The sequence below is a fragment of the Halorubrum sp. BV1 genome, assembly GCF_000746205.1.
In the GTDB taxonomy this organism is placed as follows: Archaea; Halobacteriota; Halobacteria; order Halobacteriales; family Haloferacaceae; genus Halorubrum.
This window is the reverse complement of sequence record NZ_KN050825.1, coordinates 228,590-245,046: the sequence shown is the minus strand read 5'-3', so window position 1 is coordinate 245,046 and position 16,457 is coordinate 228,590. Positions and strand designations below refer to the sequence as shown.

General features: G+C 70.4%; 17 protein-coding genes. 14 read left to right on the top strand and 3 right to left on the bottom strand.

What is annotated here, in order from left to right; translation table 11 throughout:
- Positions 1-3: 3 nt before the first annotated feature.
- On the bottom strand, positions 4-309 hold the full coding sequence (locus tag EP28_RS12740) for a DUF7533 family protein (RefSeq protein ID WP_049984373.1): 306 nt from the start codon (positions 307-309) through the stop codon (positions 4-6).
- 132 nt (positions 310-441) lie between these two features.
- On the opposite strand from EP28_RS12740, the gene EP28_RS12735 reads away from it, so the two are divergent.
- Complete coding sequence (locus EP28_RS12735; protein WP_049984372.1) at positions 442-1,059, top strand: riboflavin synthase; 618 nt, start codon at positions 442-444, stop codon at positions 1,057-1,059.
- A 67-nt stretch (positions 1,060-1,126) separates the two neighbouring features.
- Here the strand turns inward: EP28_RS12735 and EP28_RS12730 are convergent, their stop codons facing one another.
- Positions 1,127-1,825 carry a phosphoglycerol geranylgeranyltransferase gene (locus tag EP28_RS12730; RefSeq protein WP_049984371.1) on the bottom strand — a complete coding sequence of 233 codons (699 nt, stop codon included), beginning with the start codon at positions 1,823-1,825 and terminating at the stop codon, positions 1,127-1,129.
- Positions 1,826-1,946: 121 nt separating this feature from the next.
- Between EP28_RS12730 and EP28_RS12725 the strand changes: the two genes are divergently transcribed.
- The 12 genes from EP28_RS12725 (at position 1,947) to EP28_RS14480 (ending at position 14,697) form a co-directional block, all read left to right on the top strand.
- Positions 1,947-2,516, top strand: a complete 570-nt coding sequence (locus EP28_RS12725) for a DUF7310 family coiled-coil domain-containing protein (protein WP_155118491.1) — start codon at positions 1,947-1,949, stop codon at positions 2,514-2,516.
- Between the two features lie 99 nt (positions 2,517-2,615).
- Positions 2,616-3,086, top strand: a complete 471-nt coding sequence (locus EP28_RS12720; protein WP_049984537.1) for a DUF7311 family protein — start codon at positions 2,616-2,618, stop codon at positions 3,084-3,086.
- A gap of 33 nt (positions 3,087-3,119) precedes the next feature.
- Positions 3,120-5,087: an ATPase, T2SS/T4P/T4SS family gene (locus EP28_RS12715; protein ID WP_049984370.1), complete on the top strand. Its 1,968-nt coding sequence runs from the start codon at positions 3,120-3,122 to the stop codon at positions 5,085-5,087.
- On the top strand, positions 5,084-6,886 hold the full coding sequence (locus EP28_RS12710) for a hypothetical protein (protein WP_049984369.1): 1,803 nt from the start codon (positions 5,084-5,086) through the stop codon (positions 6,884-6,886). Before EP28_RS12715 ends, EP28_RS12710 begins: the two co-directional genes overlap by 4 nt.
- Before the next feature lie 101 nt (positions 6,887-6,987).
- Positions 6,988-7,485: a DUF7283 family protein gene (locus EP28_RS12705; RefSeq protein ID WP_049984368.1), complete on the top strand. Its 498-nt coding sequence runs from the start codon at positions 6,988-6,990 to the stop codon at positions 7,483-7,485.
- A complete protein-coding gene (locus tag EP28_RS12700; protein ID WP_230455364.1) occupies positions 7,466-7,951 on the top strand; it encodes a DUF7285 family protein in 486 nt (161 codons plus the stop codon). Before EP28_RS12705 ends, EP28_RS12700 begins: the two co-directional genes overlap by 20 nt.
- Positions 7,948-8,580, top strand: a complete 633-nt coding sequence (locus EP28_RS12695) for a DUF7284 family protein (protein ID WP_049984367.1) — start codon at positions 7,948-7,950, stop codon at positions 8,578-8,580. The genes EP28_RS12700 and EP28_RS12695 overlap by 4 nt, the downstream gene beginning before the upstream one ends.
- Before the next feature lie 2 nt (positions 8,581-8,582).
- Positions 8,583-11,819, top strand: coding sequence for a DUF7286 family protein (locus EP28_RS12690; protein ID WP_394297607.1), 3,237 nt, complete (start codon positions 8,583-8,585; stop codon positions 11,817-11,819).
- 93 nt (positions 11,820-11,912) lie between these two features.
- The gene (locus EP28_RS12685; RefSeq protein ID WP_049984366.1) at positions 11,913-12,380 is read left to right on the top strand and encodes a DUF5791 family protein; all 468 of its coding nucleotides are present in this window, start codon (positions 11,913-11,915) and stop codon (positions 12,378-12,380) included.
- Positions 12,377-13,300 (top strand): SDR family oxidoreductase, encoded by a 924-nt coding sequence (locus EP28_RS12680; protein WP_049984365.1) that lies wholly within the window; start codon positions 12,377-12,379, stop codon positions 13,298-13,300. Before EP28_RS12685 ends, EP28_RS12680 begins: the two co-directional genes overlap by 4 nt.
- Positions 13,301-13,387: 87 nt before the next feature.
- The gene (locus EP28_RS12675; RefSeq protein ID WP_049984364.1) at positions 13,388-14,563 is read left to right on the top strand and encodes a DHH family phosphoesterase; all 1,176 of its coding nucleotides are present in this window, start codon (positions 13,388-13,390) and stop codon (positions 14,561-14,563) included.
- Complete coding sequence (locus EP28_RS14480) at positions 14,560-14,697, top strand: hypothetical protein (RefSeq protein WP_196219648.1); 138 nt, start codon at positions 14,560-14,562, stop codon at positions 14,695-14,697. The genes EP28_RS12675 and EP28_RS14480 overlap by 4 nt, the downstream gene beginning before the upstream one ends.
- A gap of 47 nt (positions 14,698-14,744) precedes the next feature.
- Here the strand turns inward: EP28_RS14480 and EP28_RS12670 are convergent, their stop codons facing one another.
- Positions 14,745-15,959 (bottom strand): proteasome-activating nucleotidase Pan1, encoded by a 1,215-nt coding sequence (locus EP28_RS12670; RefSeq protein WP_049984363.1) that lies wholly within the window; start codon positions 15,957-15,959, stop codon positions 14,745-14,747.
- A gap of 138 nt (positions 15,960-16,097) precedes the next feature.
- Here EP28_RS12670 and EP28_RS12665 point away from each other — a divergent pair, with 138 nt between their 5' ends.
- The gene (locus EP28_RS12665) at positions 16,098-16,361 is read left to right on the top strand and encodes a MarR family transcriptional regulator (RefSeq protein WP_049984362.1); all 264 of its coding nucleotides are present in this window, start codon (positions 16,098-16,100) and stop codon (positions 16,359-16,361) included.
- Positions 16,362-16,457: the final 96 nt, after the last annotated feature.

The following is a 16,457-nucleotide window of genomic DNA, read 5'->3' as shown; positions in this document are numbered from 1 at the left end:
GCGTTACTCGTCGCGCGCGCGTCTCGTCTGATCCTCGGCCGTCGCCTCGTCTCCGGGCGGCTCGGGGCCGTCGTCGGACGACGCGCGTCGGAGCTGGCGGGGAAGGAGGCCAGAAAGGAGTCCGCGGACGAGCCGGCCCGGATCGAGGAAGTACTGCGGAAGGACGACCATCGCAGCGGCGACGGCGAGGAGGCCGACGCCGAGTACGAACTCGCCGGCGAGCAGCCGGACGACGGCGTAGTTCGCGAGCGGGAGGGCGAAGACGAGCGACGCCGCCAGTCCAATCATATCCATCACGCCGAGTCTCATCGCGGCTCGATTGCCTCCCGACGGACAAAAGGGGCTCGTCGCGGGGCCGAACATCGTCGGTCGAAGACCGAACCGAGCGTCGCCGCCGGACGAAGGCCGAACCGATATGTGTCGCGCGCGTCCACGTCCGATATGTTCACCGGCATCGTCGAGGACAGCGGGACCGTCCGCGAGCGGATCGAAACCGCAGACGGGCTTCGGCTGCGGATCGGCGTCGACGGGTTCGACGACCTCCATCACGGCCAGTCGATAAGCGTCAGCGGGGTCTGTCTCACGGTCGAGGAGTACGGCACTGACGGGGAGGGCTCGACCGCCGATGGAACCGACTGGTTCGAGGTGTTCCTCGCGAGCGAGACGGTCGCGAAGACGTACCTCGGCGAACTCCGCGAGGGCGACGCGGTCAACGTCGAGCGCGCGATGCCCGCCGACGGCCGGTTCGACGGCCATGTGGTACAGGGGCACGTCGACACGGTGACCGAGGTGACGGGGACAGAGCGCGTCGGCGAGGACTGGCGGTTCACCTTCGCGATCCCGGAGGGCTACGATAGACACCTCGTCGACAAGGGGTCCGTGACACTCGACGGTATCTCGCTGACCGTCGCGGAGAAGCGAGACGGCGAGTTCGACGTCGCGATCATTCCGACGACCTACGACCTCACAACGCTCTCGGAGAAGTCGGTCGGCGACCCGGTCCACCTGGAGGTCGACGTGATCGCGAAGTACGTCGAGAACATGCTCGACGGGTACTGATCGCCCCGCCTCGCCGTCTACGCGTCTCTCACGCCTCGCCGTCTACGCGTCTCTCACGCCTCGCTGTCTACGCGTCCTTCGCGCCTCGAACCGTTTCGCGGACCGCGTCGACGCCGTCGTCGTGGAGCAGGTCACCGACGACGATCACGTCGCTGTGTGCGGCCATCTCGTTCGCCGACTCGTAGTCGTGAATACCACCGCCGTAAAACAGGGTGGCGTCGTCGAGCGCGTCGTGGGCGGCAGCGACCTTTTCGGTGTCTCCGAAGGTTCCAGAGTACTCCACGTAGACGATCTCTTGGCCGAACATTCGCTCTGCGATCTTCGCGTAGGCGGCGACGTCGTCGGCCGCGAGGTCGCAGTTCGCCTCCGTCAACTGTGCGACCGAGGCCTCCGGATTCAACACGATGTACGCCTCGGTGTGCGTGCGGCTCCAGTCGAGGTCGTCGATGCGGACCCACTCTTTGTGCGCACCGGTGATCCAGAACGGCCCGCCGGCGTTGAACACCGTCGGGATCAGATACCCGTCGAGGGCCGGCGAGTCGATGACGACGCCCGGGTTCGACGGCTCTTGGTACAGCGGCACGTCGTACTCGGCCGCGGCGTCGACGACCCGCGTCATCTTCTCCGCGGTGACGTCGAGGGTCCCGCCGATCTCGATCGCGTCGGTTCCGGTCCGGCAGACGTCCTCGAAGGTCTCCCCGTCCCGAAGCTCTTTATCGGGATCGACTTTCAGCACATGATCCCAGTCGTCCCACGGATTGCTCATCGGACACGAATCCTCCGGGCGGAACCAAAAAGGTGCGGAACCGTCCTCGCGGCGGGAGCGTTCCGGGATCGCCAGCGACCCCCTGCGACCGTTTATGTACCGAGCCGCGGCCAGCTCCCATGTGACAGAGACAACCCGATCCGACGATCGAGCGATCGGCAGCGAGACGCTCGCGATGGACGAGCGGCTCAGCGCCGTCGAACGGGCGCTCACCGGGTCCGACGCCGCAGTGTCGGACGTGACCGACGGCGCGGAGGCGGCCGCCGAGCGGCGGGCGATCGGCTCGCGTCTGTCCGACCTCGAAGCGCGCGTCGAGGAGCTGGAGGCGGCGACGCAGGCGCTCCGGGGGTACGCCGGCGCGGTTCGTGCGGTGAACGCCGAAGTCGAGCGACGGGCGGATCTCGCGCTCGCCCGATCGAGCCGCGGTCAGCGCTCCGACGACGCGCAGGGAGCGCCGGCGGCGGGCTCGGAGCCGAGAGCGGAGGTACCGACACCGTCGGCGCTCGACGCCGCCGTGCCTGCCGACCCCGGAAGCGAGGGGAGCGCCGCCCGGTTCGACGGGCCTCGGTCTCACGGTCGCGCGGACGGGTCGGATGCGGTGGACGGATCCGGTCCGGCCGGCGACGATGACGAGAGCGACGAGAAGCCGTGGAGCCGCGACGCGCTGGACCGCCTCCGTGAGACGCTGTAGCGACTCGACGGTCCGCCGCGACGCGTCGCGATCTGCGTGGCCGATGCGGACGAATCGGTCGGGGCGGTCGGGACGCCTGCTCCGACCGGTGGGACCGTCGTGATCCGGGTCGTGTTGACCGTTGCCGTCGCCGTCGCGCTCCTCGCCGCCTCGATGCCCGCCTTGGAAACGGCCCGCGTAACCACGACGACCGAGCGACTCGACTCCGAGGTAGACCGGATCGAGCGGGCCACGGCGCGCGTCGTCTCCGGATCGGTCGCGGTCACGGAGCCGTCGCTCGCCGCCCGCGCGAGCGTGACCGTCCGCGCACCGAGTGGCGTCACGGCGGCTTCGATCGACCGGATCGCCCTCGTCGAGGTCGCCGGCCCGAGACCCGACACCCCCGTCGCGTTGCGCTACCGACCCACCGGCGGACGCGATCGGTACCTTCCCCTCCGTACCGACGCCGTCCCCGCGAGGATCGACCTCGCCACCGGGGTAATCGACCTCCGCCCGGGCGGCGAGAGCCGGCTCGAACTCCGATACGTCGACGACGGCGGACCGACGGTTCGAATCACTCGCGTCGGGTGAGTCCTTATACGCGATGCCGCGGCCACGGCCGCCATGACACTCGACCGTACCGCGTTCTCGCGTCTCGGCGAGGAGTCGCTTCGCTCGCTTCCGTGGACCGACGGGGACGCGCCCGACTGTCGGTGTGACCCGACGTTCAGAGAGCCCGTCGGAACGGGCGTCGACGACCGCGTCGTGCTCGCGGTCGACGCGGACGAGTGTCCGGGTCGCGGCGACCTCGCTGCCAGTCCCGACTGCCTCTCGACCGTGGTCACGGCGCTGACGGACCGCGACGCGGACGTGATCCGGACCCATCACGGCGGGCGAGAACGGACCTACGCTGGCCGTGCCGCCGCGTGTCTGCTCGCCGCCGGTCGGTTCCGCGAACAGGTCGCGTTCCACGAGACGCGGCTCGCGGACCGGGTATGCCGAGATCCGGTCGGGGCCGCCAGCGAGGCCGACGGTCGCGCTGGCGCGCCGAGGCGGATCGCCGCCGAATCTGGTCTGTCCGAGGTGGTTGCGGGCGCTGACGAGACCGCCGACGTCCTCCGCGCGCACGCCGCCCCCCGGCTCGCAGCCGCGCGCGTGGCGTCCGAGCCGCCGCCACGGGCCGCTCTCGTCGATCGGTGGGATCTCACTACCGGCGCGACGGTACGACTGTACGAAGGCGACCGGACCCTGCGGACGTATCACCTCACGCCACCTTCGGCCGACCTCGATGACGAGGCGATCGCGCGGCTCGCGGCGGCCAAAGACCGGCTCCTCGACGATCCGGTCGGCGGCGACAGGGCACCGGGACGGGCCGTCCGGGCGATCGCGGTCGAGGGGGACCCGATTCCCACGCTCGTCGACGTGCTTCGGCGGCACACCCGAGGATACGGGGTGTTCGAGCACGTTTTCGCAGACGACCGCGTGAGCGACGCCACGCTGACCGCTCCGGTCACCGAGAACCCGCTCCGCGTGGTCGTCGACGGAGAGCGCTGCAGAACGAACGTTCGGCTCCCCCCGGAGGGTGCCGCCACGCTGGCCTCTCGGCTCCGGCGGACGAGCGGCCGGGGGTTCTCCCGCGCCAGCCCGACGCTCGACGCGACGCTTGAAACGGACGCGGGACGGGTCCGAGTCGCCGCGACGACGCCCCCGGCGAGCGACGGACTCTCGTTCGCGTTCCGCCGGGGTGACCCAGACGCGTGGACGCTCGCACGCCTCGTCGACGTCGAGACGATCACGGCCGACGCCGCGGGGCTCGTCTCTGTCGCCGTCGAGCGGGGCGTGACCGGCCTCGTCGCGGGCGGTCGCGGTGCCGGGAAGACGACCGCGCTCGGCTCGCTCCTCTGGGAGCTTCCGCCCGCGACGCGGTCGGTCCTCATCGAGGACACGCCGGAGCTACCGGCGGCCGCGCTGGCCGACGCCGGCCGCGACGCCCAGCGGCTCCGCGTCGGCGACGGTGCCGAACCCTCACCGAGGGAGGCGGTCCGGACCGCGCTGCGACTCGGCGGCGGTTCGATAGTGGTCGGCGAGGTTCGCGGCGAGGAGGCGCGAGCGCTGTACGAGGCGATGCGCGTCGGCGCGACCGGAGAGACGGTGCTCGGAACGATCCACGGAGAGGACCCGGCCGCCGTCAAGGAGCGCGTCGTCACCGACCTCAAGGTTCCGGCGTCGTCGTTCGCCGCGACCGACCTCGTCGTGCTTCTCGACGACCACGAGGTCGACGTGATAGCCGAAGTCGTCGACCGCAACGGCGACGCCCAGTTCGAGCCGCTGTACGAGCGGACCGGGGCGGGACTCGCGGCGACCGGCCGGATCGACCGCGGCGAGAGCCGACTGGTCGGTTCGCTCGCCGGGCCGGACGAGTCGTACGCCGAGGTCAGAGCGGCGATCGCCCGGCGAGCGGAGCGCGTCGCAACGGCGGTTCGGCGGCGACGGCTGGCACCGAGTCGATACGTCGGCGTCGACGCCGCCAACCGCGGTATCGGCGCATCCAGCCGAGACACCGACGCTCCGAACGGCGGTACACCTCGATGACCGATCCCAACGGATCGGCGGGCACTTCGACACGGGTGTCCGCGGAACGCGACGATGAGACGGGATCGCCGGAGCTCCGTCGGTCGCTCTCGTTTCTCGGGTGGAACCGCTCCCCGGAAGCCGTGATCGCGACCGGAAACCGATCCGGCGTCGTCGTCGGCCTCGCCGTCGGTCTCATCGCTGTGCTCGCCTTCGGGCCGGCCGCGAGCGGACTCGCCGGCCTCGTCGCCGGGCTCGGTGCGACTCACGCCGTCCATCGGGGACCGGTGTGGATCGCCTCGCTCCGCCGGACTCGCGCGCTCGGTGCCGCGCCCGGACTCGTCGGGCGACTCGTGTTGCGGATGCGGCTCGACCCCTCGACGGAGCGTGCGGTCCAGTTCGCCGCCCGAACGGGGAACGGACCGTTGGCGGACGCGTTGGCCCGCCACGAGCGTGGGAGCGCCGACGTCCCGACGAGCGGCCTCCGGGCGTTCGCCCGCGAGTGGCAGCCGTGGTTTCCGGCCATTGATCGCGCCGCAGCGCTCGTCCGGACCGCGGCGTCGGCACCCGCGGAGCGACGAGGACGGTGTCTCGACCGCGCCCTCGACACGACGATCGCGGGAACCACGGACCGACTCGCGGCCTTCGTGGGCGAGGTCCGCGGCCCGGTCTCCGCGCTGTACGCGTTCGGCGTCCTCCTCCCGCTGGCGATGATAGCGCTGTTGCCCGCGGCCGCGGCGTCCGGCGTGCCGATCGGCCCGGGCGTCGTCACGGGACTGTATCTCGTCGCGCTCCCTGCCGGCTTGCTCGCCGCGTCCGGATGGCTCCTCTCGCGCCGTCCGGTCGCGTTCGCCCCGCCGGCGATAGGGAGCGCTCACCGGGACGTTCCGAGGCGCGGCCCACACGCGATCGCTCTCGGCCTCGGGTCCGGCGTCACAGCGGCCGCGACGGCCGCGTGGGGGGTCGCTCGGTGGGCGGCACCCGTGGCGGGTATCGGCGTCGGTGTCGGCGTCGCACTGCTTGTCGCCGTCCGCGCCCGCCGCTCGGTACTCGCGGACGTGCGGGCGGTCGAGCGGAGCCTCCCGGACGCGATGACCGTCATCGGCGGCGACGTCGCCGAGGGCGTCTCTGTCGAGGCTGCTGTCGCGAACGCGGGCAAGCGGATCGACGACGCAACCGGCGAGCTGTTCGAGCGCGCCGGCCGCCGTAGCGACGCGCTCCGCGTCGGCGTACGAGAGGCGTTTCTCGGCCGCGGCGGGCCCGCCGTTGCGGTCCCGTCCCCGCGAGTCAACGGGGCGATCGCGCTGCTCGCCGTCGCCGCGAGGGAGGGCCGTCCCGCCGGCGACGTTCTGCTCGAATTGGCAGACCAGTTAGAAGAGCTCCGCGCGCTCGAAGGCGACGCGCGCCGACAGCTTGCGACAGTAACGGGGACGCTGACGAACACCGCGGCAGTGTTCGCTCCGCTCGTCGGCGGGGCGACGATCGCGCTCGCGACCGGGATCGACACGGTCGACGTCACGACGGTCGGAGCCGGGGCCGCTGCTGGAGCGGACGCGTTCGGGGCGGGCGGGATCGACGCTGGCGGCGCGGACCCGGGAGGCGGGGAGACACCGGGCGCGACGGCGACTCTCGCGGTACCGGTGCTCGGACGGATCGTCGGTGCGTACGTCTTGATACTCGCGGGACTCCTCACCGCGCTGGCGACGGGGCTCGAACGGGGATTCGACCGGACGCTCGTCGCGTATCGGGTCGGGATCGCGCTGCCGACCGCGACGGCGACGTACCTCGTCTCCTTCCTCGGAGCTGGACTCCTGTTGTAACGCGGTGGCCGGACACCGTGACTGTTCGACCGTCACGGTGCGCCCCGTCGGTCTCCGACATTGCCCGATGTCTTATATACCGAGCCGCGGCCAGCCGACCCATGTTCGAGACGAACGTCGACGCCACGTACGCGTGGCTCGGACTCGCCCTGGTGAGCGTCGCGACGGCGGGGGTCGCGGCGACGCTTCCGGCGTCTCCGCCGCCGGACGCGAGCGGTGTGGCGCACACGATCGATTCGGTCGCCGACGGCCCGTACCCGGCACGAGCCGAACACGGCCTCGCGGCGAGCCAGATCCGGCTCACGGAGCGGTCGATCGGACTGCGGGGCGACGGCGGTGTCGGATTCGCGTCGCTACGCGGGCCGAAGATAACGCCCGTCCCGGCGGGACACGGGAAGCGGAACCGGACCGACGGGATCGGCGAACTCCGACGGGTGCTCGACGGCGTCCCGCCGTCGTCCGCGTTCGACGATCCGGACGCCTTCGCGGCCGCGGCGTCGCACGCGCGCGATGTCGACGGAGCGTGGCGACCGGCACCGGGGCGGCTCACCGTGCGGCAGGTCCACTACGGCGGTGTCCATGTCACGCTCGTCGGGTGACCGGCTGTTCGGCCGCGGCGGTTCGACGGGACGAACGGAGACGGACCCCGCCGGTACGGGCGGCGGGTCCACGGCCCGCGCCGCGGTCGAGCCGGTAGCCGCGCTCGTCGCGGTGGTGGCCGTCGCTGCGGCGCTCGGACTGTACGTCACCGCCATCGACGACGCGACGCCGGAACACGAGCGAGCGGTCGCCGAGACGACGCTCGATCGGATCGAGCCGGCGGTCACCGCCGGCGGCGTCGTGGTCCCGACCCGACTGGGCGGGGTGCCGCGCCTTCGGTACGCGGCCACGGTCGAGATTCGCGCCGGCGGAGAGACGTGGCGCATCGGTTCCGGACCGGGCGCACCGGCGTTGGACGATCCGTCCGCGTCCGATCGGATCGACACCGCTCGGCGGACCGTGACCGTGCGGACTGCGCCGGGACGGAACGTCCGCGGCACGCTGCGCGCGGCGGTGCGGCGATGACGAGCACCGTGCTCGACGTGACCGTGATGCTCCTTTGCGTCTCGGCGAGCGTCGTCGCGCTCTCGTCCGGCGGGCTCCCGAACGGAGCGGGAATGCCGACCGCGAGCGAGAGTGCGGACCGCCTCGCAACGGAGACGGTGACGGTGACCTACGCGGCCCCGGACGCTCCGGGTGGGACCCGAACCGCTCACGCGACACGCGCGGAGTTTCTGGCGCTTCTCGCCGCCGGCCACGCGGCGTCCACGGACGGCGCGTCCGCGACTGACGGTGCGTCCACGGACGACGTGTCCACAGACGCCGACGCGCTCACCGACCAGAGGCGCCCCGTAGACTCGTTCGAGAAACGGGCGCTGGCCGCGGTCGAGTCGGGACTCGACGACCGAACGCGGATCGACGCCCGAGTGCGAGCGGTGGAATCGGTCGATCGGTCCGTCGAGCCGGGTGGAACCGCCGGCTCTCTACCGGCGGAGGCGGACGGATTCTCCACCGCCGTCACCGTCGGCAGGACACCGCCGCGGAGCGCCGACACCACGGTCGCCGTGATCACCCATCCCGTTCCGGACATCGCCTCTCCGGACGTCGCCGCTGCGTCGGACGATCACGTCCGAATCGTGGTCAGGCGGTGGTGACCGTGCGAAACCGAGACAACCGGGACGGCTCCGGGCGACGACCTCCGATCGACCGGCGGCGTCGGGTGTTCGTCGCCGACGAGCGGGCTCGCGTGCCGTTCGCGCTGATCGGCGTCCTGCTTCTGGTGTCGAGTTCTGCGTACGCCGCGGGCGTCGCAGATCAGGGACTGATCGCCGAGGACCGAAGCGTGGAACGGGCAGTCGAGCGGGTGGACGCCGACGCGACGGCGGCGCTCCGGGCGGCCGCGCGCGAGACCGCACACGCCGTGGCCGCAGCGCCCGTGACCGCCCCGGCTGACGCCGCCGGTGGCACTGAAACGGCGGTACGCGAGGGGTCGGCGTTCGAGGACGCGTTCCGAATTCGACTCGCGATCGCTGGGAGCACCGCGCTCTCAGCGGTCGCTGCCGACGTCGGTCCAGTCACCGCGGACGCGTCGCTCCCGCCAGTCGACGGGGTAAGCGACCTCGTTGACGCACGCGAGCGCGTGCGAATCGCTCCGGCCGCGAACGGAACTGCGGTGCGCGTGACGTTCGAAGCGGTGACCACGACCGCGACGCGGAACGGCCGAACCGTCGCGGAGGAAACCGCGGACCGGACCGTCGTCGTGGCGGTGCCGACCCTCTCGGCGCACGAGCGGACGGAGGCGTTCGAAGCGCGACTCGATCGGGGGCCGGTCGAGGGGCCAGGCCTCGGACGGCAGATCACGGCGAGCCTCTACGCGACCACGTGGGCCCGCGGATACGGACAGTACGCCGGCGCGCCGATAGAGAACGTCCTCGCGAACAGACACGTCGAGCTGTCGACGAACGCGGGGATCGTTCGGATACAGCGAGACGTCTTCGGCGCGAGCGATCCGGCGGCACGCGGCGGCGTCGCTCGCGCGACCGCTCGAACGGGACTCGTTGATCTGCTCGAACCGACCGGCGTCCGCGAGTCGGCGTGGACGAACGCCGTGCTCTCGGCACCCACGCCGGCGACCGAGGGCGCGTCCGACGGCGAGCGAGCGGTGTACGACCCGGCCCGCGACCGCGAGGCCGAACGGACGTCAGTGTCGGTCGGCCACGCCGCCGACGTCGCAGCGGTCGCAGTCCACGACGACGCCGCGGCGATCGCCGACCGCGCGTACCGCGTGACCGCGGCGCTTCGCACCTCGACGACGCAGACGGTCGACGGCGGACGTCTCGATCCGCCCCGCCCGGACCTCGACGAAGACTGGGTCCTCGACGACGTCGAGCGAGACGAGCGGACGCCGGTCGTCTACGGGAGCGGCGTCCCGCGCGGGACGCCGAGCGGGACCACAGAGCCGGGAGAGCGGCGCTCGTTCGGGGACGCGGCGCGGTCCGTGTCGGTCGAACGGACCGCGAGGGCCCGGTGGGAGCGAACGGTCATCCACGAGGGGGCAGACGGGACGATCACGGGTGTCAGCACCCGAAAAACGACGACGTACGACCGTGCGATAGACCAGTACCGGGTCCGCGTCGACGTCACGGGACGGCACGCGCCGACCGGCGATGCACCCGACCGGTCCGCGGCTACGTTCGGAGCGGGCGGTCGGACTGACGGTCCCGACCTGCGCGACACGCCGGGAGCAGCCCGGGCCGAACTCGGCGTCGACACGGATGCCGGCGTCGACCGTATCGCGCGCGACGCGATCGAACGTGGGCCAGTCAGGCGATCGGTGACCGTCTACGGCGGGCGGTCAGACGCCGATCGCGCGCTGATCGCAGACGACGTCTCCGCGCTGTCAGCGGAGGTACGAGACGTCGAGACGTCGGCCTCGATGGAGGCCGCTGCGGTCGGCGAGGCCGAGCCGTACACCGACCTCGCCGAGGCGGTCCGCGACCGCCGCGCCGACCTGATCGACGCGCCAAGAGCGTACGACGGTGCCGCCGACCGCGCCCGGACTGCCGCGCGCGTCGCGTTCGTCGACGCCGTCGTCGAGGAACTTGAGTCGGCGGCGAGCGATCGGGAGGCGGCGACGACGGCGTTTCTCGACCGCGTGAACGGCGCGTTCGACGGGCCGGCGGTCGGCGACGTGATCGCGAGCCGCGAGGCTACACGGGATCCGGGGACGTACACCGTCGCCGAGAGCGGGCCGGGCGGGGCGGTAACGTTCGCCCCGGCTGGCGGTCCGGGGTACCTCCCCCGAACCGCGGTCGACGGGGCAAACGTCGCGGGGCTGAACGGCACGACGACGCGGCCGCTCGCCGTTCGAAACGTCAACTACGTTACCGTTCCGTACGGCGACGTGTCGAGCGGCATCGTCGACCGACTGCTCGGAACCGGCGACACGGTTCGGGTGGGGACTGCCGGGCGCGCGCTGCGTCTGGCCGACGACGTGCTCGCCGACGGAGACGATCCGGATCTCAGTGCGGACAGAGACGCTCTCGCCGGACGGCTCTCCCGATCGCTTCGGGCCGTCGATCGGGAACTCGCGGGCGCGCTTCGCACGCAGACGTCGCTTTCGGCGACCCAGCGCCGCGACGTGATAGATCGCGTGGCGACCCGGTACGGATCGGTCGGCGATCGGGCCGTCGCGGTCGGGGACGGGACGTACCCGGAGCGGGTCGCAGCCGAGGCCGCGGCGACCGGATCGCTGTCTGATGCGGCTGAAACGGGCCTCACCGCGCGACTTCGAGTCCAGACGCGAACCGCCGCCGGCCGCGACGCGGTCCGGATCCCCGCGCGGTTCGTCGAGGGACCGACGAACGGCGCGCGGCTGCTGCTTCGTGACCGGATGGAGAAGTCAATCGAGGCCGAGATGGCGGCGGCCGGCGACCGCGCCGCGGAGGCGGTGAGAGAGAAGGCCGTCGAGGAGTACGGCGAGGAGGCGGTCGAGAAGTGGGAGCCGAAGCCGGTCAGGCGGGTCGGCGCGGGACTACCGGTCGCTCCCGTCCCCGGATACTGGGTGGCGACGGTGAACGCGTGGCGGGTGCAGGTGCGCGGCGAGTACCCGCGGTTCGCGGTGCGGGCCGACGTCGGAACCCCGGACAGCCGCTTCGAGTACGTTCGCGAGGCGGGAACCGTCACGGTCGACGTCGGCGGGACCGCGATTCCGCTCGGCGAGACGGAGCCGGTGCGCTTCGAGACGGGAACCGTCGTCGTGGTCGCCGTACCGGCCGGTCCACCGGGCGTCGGCGACGTCGACGGGGTCCGCGACGAGACGTCGAGCGGGTGGCCGTGTCCGGGCGCGATAGACGCCACACCAGCCGCAGACGATGGCTGTGCGGTGTCGTGAGCACGAGTCAGCTATCTCGTCTGGGAGCCCGCCGCTCCCGGCGTCGATCCGTGCGACCGCAGACGTTTTGCGATCCGCCCGCCGAGAGAGCCCATGTTTCACGAGGTCGTCGGCGACGCGACGGACGAACGAGAGGAATCGACGGCGGCGAGCGGGGGTTCGACAGACGTGACTGCGTCTGAGCTTCGATCGGCCTTCGCCGCGGCGCTGCGCGAGGCGGCCGCCGACGCCGGCCGGACGAAGCTTACAGAAGGTCTCGGATTGGACGCCGCGAGCGCCGACGCGGCGCTCGACGGCGACGTCGACGACATGACCGTCGCCGACGGTGCTGCGGTGCTCTCGCTGTCCGACGACCGCGACGCCGACGTCATCCTGGCCGAACTCAGAGACCACCTGTTGATGGGCATGACGACGGCCGTGCTCGACGTCGACACGATCGCCGCCGGGATCGACGCGGACCTGACCGGACAGGAGGTCCAGCAGGCGCTTGAGGGACGCGCCGCGATGACGGTCGGAGAACTCGCGGAGATAGCGGCACTCATCGAGCGCCGGAAACGATGAGAGTTACGATCGTCGGCTGTGGGTACGTCGGCACGGAGCTTGCGCGTCAGCTCGCCGAGCGCGGACACGACGTCTCGGGCGTGCGGCGGTCCGCTGACGGGCTCGACGCGATCCGGGAACTCGACGAGCGTGTCGACGACGCAGACGGGGGCGTTTCGGCCGTCCGCGCGGACGCGACCGACCCCGCGTCGCTCGAAGCGCTCCCCGACGCCGACGCGGTCGTCTTCGCGGCGAGTTCCGGCGGCCGTGGGGCCGAGGCCGCCAGGTCCGTGTACGTCGACGGGCTCCGGAACGTCGTCAACGAGTACGGATCGCGGGTAACGACGCCGGACCGGCTCGTCTACACATCCTCGACCGGCGTGTACGGCGACCACGGCGGCGCGTGGGTCGACGAGGAGACGCCGATCGATCCCACGACTGAGAAGACTCGCGTCCTCGCGGAGGCGGAGCGAGTCGCGCTTGAGGCGGCCGACGAGGTCGGGATCGACGGGACGGTCGCGCGGTTCGCGGGGTTGTACGGCCCGAACCGATATCGGATCGACCGCTACCTCGACGGGCCGGTCACCGCGGGCTATCTGAACATGGTTCATCGCGACGATGCCGCCGGCGCGGTCCGGTTCGTCCTCGACGCTGGGGTGGCCCGCGGCGAGCCCGTGCTGGTCGTCGACGACGAGCCGGTGGACAAACACGCGTTCGCCGACTGGCTCGCGGACGCGTGCGGCGTCTCCCGGCCGGCCAAGCGATCGAAGGCAGCGCGGATCGCCGACGGCGACCTCTCGGAAGCCGCCGAACGGCGGATCCGCACGAGCAAGCGCTGCTCGAACGCGCGGCTTCGCGAACTCGGCTACGCGTTTACGTACCCGACCTTCCGCGAGGGGTACCGTGACGCGATACGGGCCGTTCGGACCCGGCGCGGGTGAGGTTCGCGTGTGGCTTCGGTCGGTCCGATCGCGTCGAACTAGAACCGTAACCAACCTTCATGTACGGGGAGCGAGTCGCGGACAGACATGTGGGAACAGAGCGTGACCGACGGGCAGGTCTCACGGGCCGTCACGCTCGCGCGTGAAAATCCGGAACTGGTCGCAGCAGCGCTCCTCGCGGTCGGTGTCGGGGCCGTCGTCGCATACGCGCTGTTCCGTGCCCGCCGCCCTGCCGGCGTCACGTTCCGTCGGCTGCTGGCCGAACAGGACGAAATCGCGGTGTTGATGCACCCGAACCCCGATCCAGACGCGATGTCCGCCGCGCTCGGCGTCGCCTCTCTCGCGAATCAGGTCGGCGTCGACGCGACGGTTCAGTACCCCGGACAGATCCGACACCAAGAGAACCGGGCGTTTCGGACGGTACTCGACCTCGATTTAGACCCCATCGAACATGTGAGCGACCTCGCCGCCGAGTCGGTTGTGTTGGTCGACCACAACGAGCCACGGGGGTTCGGCGGAGCGGACGGCGTGCTTCCGACGGCCGTCGTCGATCACCACCCGGGTGACGGATCCGGGGAGCGGTTCACGGACGTGCGAACCGACTACGGCGCGACCGCGTCCGTCATCGCGGAGTACTTCGAAGAGAACGGCGCGACACCCGTTCCCCCGGACAAGCACGCGAGCGAGACGAAAAGCGACCTCACGCTCCCCACCGACACGGCGACCGGACTGCTGTACGGGATCTTAGCCGACACGAAACACCTCACGGTCGGTGCGAGCGAACCCGACTTCGCGGCCGCCGCCTACCTGTACCCGGGCGTCGACCAAGATCGGCTCGACCGGATCGCCAACCCGGCCGTCGACGCCGAGGTGCTGGAAGTGAAAGCGCGGGCGATCGCGGGCCGCCGGATCGAGGGCTCGTTCGCCGTCGCGGACGTCGGCGGCGTGAACAACGTCGACGCGATCCCGCAGGCCGCAGACGAACTGATCCAGCTGGAGGGCGTGAGCGCCGTCGTCATAATCGGCGAGCGCGACGGAACGGTTCATCTCTCGGGACGATCGCGGGACGACCGCGTCCACATGGGTAACGCCATCGACTCGGTGCTCTCGGACGTCGACAACGGTGACGGCGGAGGACACTCGCGGATGGGCGGCGGAACGATCACTCCGACGGTCGATCCGACCGGCGACGACGGAGAGACGACGGTGGATCGCGACGAGCTGACCGACGCGCTGTTCCGTGCGATGGCGGGAGACGTGTGAGCGCGGATCCCGATCGGCCGACCGACGAACAGTGGGGCGCGCTCGCGGCGGTCGGACTCGGGTACGCGGCCGCGGTCGGGCTGGTGTTCGCGCTCGTGTTCCTCGGTCCGTTTCTGGTCGTCGTCGGAGCGTGAACGACCGAAAAAAAGCAAAAAGGAAAAAGGCCGTCGAAACGCGGCAGTCAGGCGAACGCCAGCGAGTCGTCCGCCCCGCTCTCGTCGTCTTGCCGGAGCTTCTCGTGTGCGTCGAGGAAGTCGTTGAGGGTGACTTCCGTGCGGTCGTCGCGGATCGCGAACATCCCGGCTTCGGTACAGATCGCCTTGATGTCGGCTCCCGACGCGTCGGGCGTCAACTCGGCGAGCTCCGTGAAGTCGATATCGCTCGCGAGGTTCATCTTTCTGGTGTGGATCTGGAAGATGATCTCGCGGCCCTCGGTCTCCGGCTTGGGGACCTCGATGAGCCGGTCGAATCGGCCTGGCCGGAGGATGGCGGGATCGAGCATGTCGAAGCGGTTGGTCGCGGCGATGATCCGGACCTCCCCGCGCTCGTCGAAGCCGTCCATCTCGGAGAGCAACTGCATCATCGTCCGCTGGACCTCGGCGTCGCCGCTCGTCTTCGAGTCGGTTCGCTTCGAGGCGATCGCGTCGATCTCGTCGATGAAGAGGACCGCGGGCTGGTTCTCGCGGGCGACCTCGAACAGGTCACGGACGAGCTTCGCGCCCTCGCCGATGAACTTGTGGACGAGTTCGGAGCCGGCCATCTTGATGAACGTCGCGTCCGTCTCGTTGGCGACGGCCTTCGCGAGCATCGTCTTTCCCGTACCGGGCGGGCCGTACAGCAGCACGCCGCTCGGCGGTGTGATTCCCACGTCCTCGAACATGTCGGGATGTTCGAGGGGCATCTCGACGGTCTCGCGGACCTCCTGCATCTGGTCGTCGAGCCCGCCGATGTCGGCGTAGGTGACGTCCGGAGAGTGTTCGACCTGCATCACGCGCGCTCGGACGTCGGTCTCTTTCTCCAGTTTCTTCACGACCGACAGCGAGTTGTTGACGGCGACGCGGTCGTCGGGATCGAGCTTCTCTCGCATCTCCTCGGTGATCTCGGTGAGCGCCTCCTGGTTGTTGCCGTGCTGTTTGATCACCGCTCCGTCCGGCGTGATCTCCTGGACCGTCGCCACGAACAGCGGGGACTGTTTCAGCTTCTTGTTCTCGTGGGTGAGCCGTTCGAGCTTCTGCTGGTACTTGTTGTTCTCGGCGTTCGCGTCGAGGAGCTTGTCGCGCATCTCCTCGTTTTGCGACTCTAAGACGTCGAGCTCCTCTTGGAGCGACTCGATCTTCTCCTGTCTCGACGCCGACCCCTCGTAGGGCATCTCGACGTCGTCGACGGTGTCTGTCATTGGGCGTAATAAAGCGTCTCGCGCGTAAGAGGTTTCGGGTGGGAGACGATCTGTCGAGAGACTCTCTGAAATATTCTCTACAGTAATTAAAGTGGATAGTAAATATTATTATACAGCATTCACAACGGAGCGGTATACATGAGCACCACCGATGCCGCCGTCGCCGAAGAGAGCAGTACGGACCGCTGGAGCGACGTGCGAGACCTTCCGCCGAGCGCGAAGCTCGTCGCGAAGGTGCTCGACTACAACGACACCCTGACGCAGAGCGAACTCGCCGAGGAAACGCTGCTTCCGGCGCGGACGGTCAGGTACGCCCTCTCGCGGCTGGAGGACGAGGGCGTTGTGGACGCGCGGTTCTCGTTCACCGACGCGCGAAAGCGCCTGTACACGCTCGCGGTATGAGCCGCACTCTCGGTGCCACACTCTTGTGAGACATACCTGCGTGAGACATACCTGCGTGAGACATACCTGCGTGAGACATACCTGCGTGAGACATAC

Coding starts and splice junctions, on each gene's coding strand:
- EP28_RS12695 (WP_049984367.1), top strand. CDS start 7,948: ATGACGAGCACCGTGCTCGACGTGACCGTGATGCTCCTTTGCGTCTCG.
- EP28_RS12735 (WP_049984372.1), top strand. CDS start 442: ATGTTCACCGGCATCGTCGAGGACAGCGGGACCGTCCGCGAGCGGATC.
- EP28_RS12730 (WP_049984371.1), bottom strand. CDS start 1,825: ATGAGCAATCCGTGGGACGACTGGGATCATGTGCTGAAAGTCGATCCC.
- EP28_RS12680 (WP_049984365.1), top strand. CDS start 12,377: ATGAGAGTTACGATCGTCGGCTGTGGGTACGTCGGCACGGAGCTTGCG.
- EP28_RS12670 (WP_049984363.1), bottom strand. CDS start 15,959: ATGACAGACACCGTCGACGACGTCGAGATGCCCTACGAGGGGTCGGCG.
- EP28_RS12705 (WP_049984368.1), top strand. CDS start 6,988: ATGTTCGAGACGAACGTCGACGCCACGTACGCGTGGCTCGGACTCGCC.
- EP28_RS12675 (WP_049984364.1), top strand. CDS start 13,388: ATGTGGGAACAGAGCGTGACCGACGGGCAGGTCTCACGGGCCGTCACG.
- EP28_RS12700 (WP_230455364.1), top strand. CDS start 7,466: ATGTCACGCTCGTCGGGTGACCGGCTGTTCGGCCGCGGCGGTTCGACG.
- EP28_RS12685 (WP_049984366.1), top strand. CDS start 11,913: ATGTTTCACGAGGTCGTCGGCGACGCGACGGACGAACGAGAGGAATCG.
- EP28_RS12665 (WP_049984362.1), top strand. CDS start 16,098: ATGAGCACCACCGATGCCGCCGTCGCCGAAGAGAGCAGTACGGACCGC.
- EP28_RS12740 (WP_049984373.1), bottom strand. CDS start 309: ATGAGACTCGGCGTGATGGATATGATTGGACTGGCGGCGTCGCTCGTC.
- EP28_RS12710 (WP_049984369.1), top strand. CDS start 5,084: ATGACCGATCCCAACGGATCGGCGGGCACTTCGACACGGGTGTCCGCG.
- EP28_RS12715 (WP_049984370.1), top strand. CDS start 3,120: ATGACACTCGACCGTACCGCGTTCTCGCGTCTCGGCGAGGAGTCGCTT.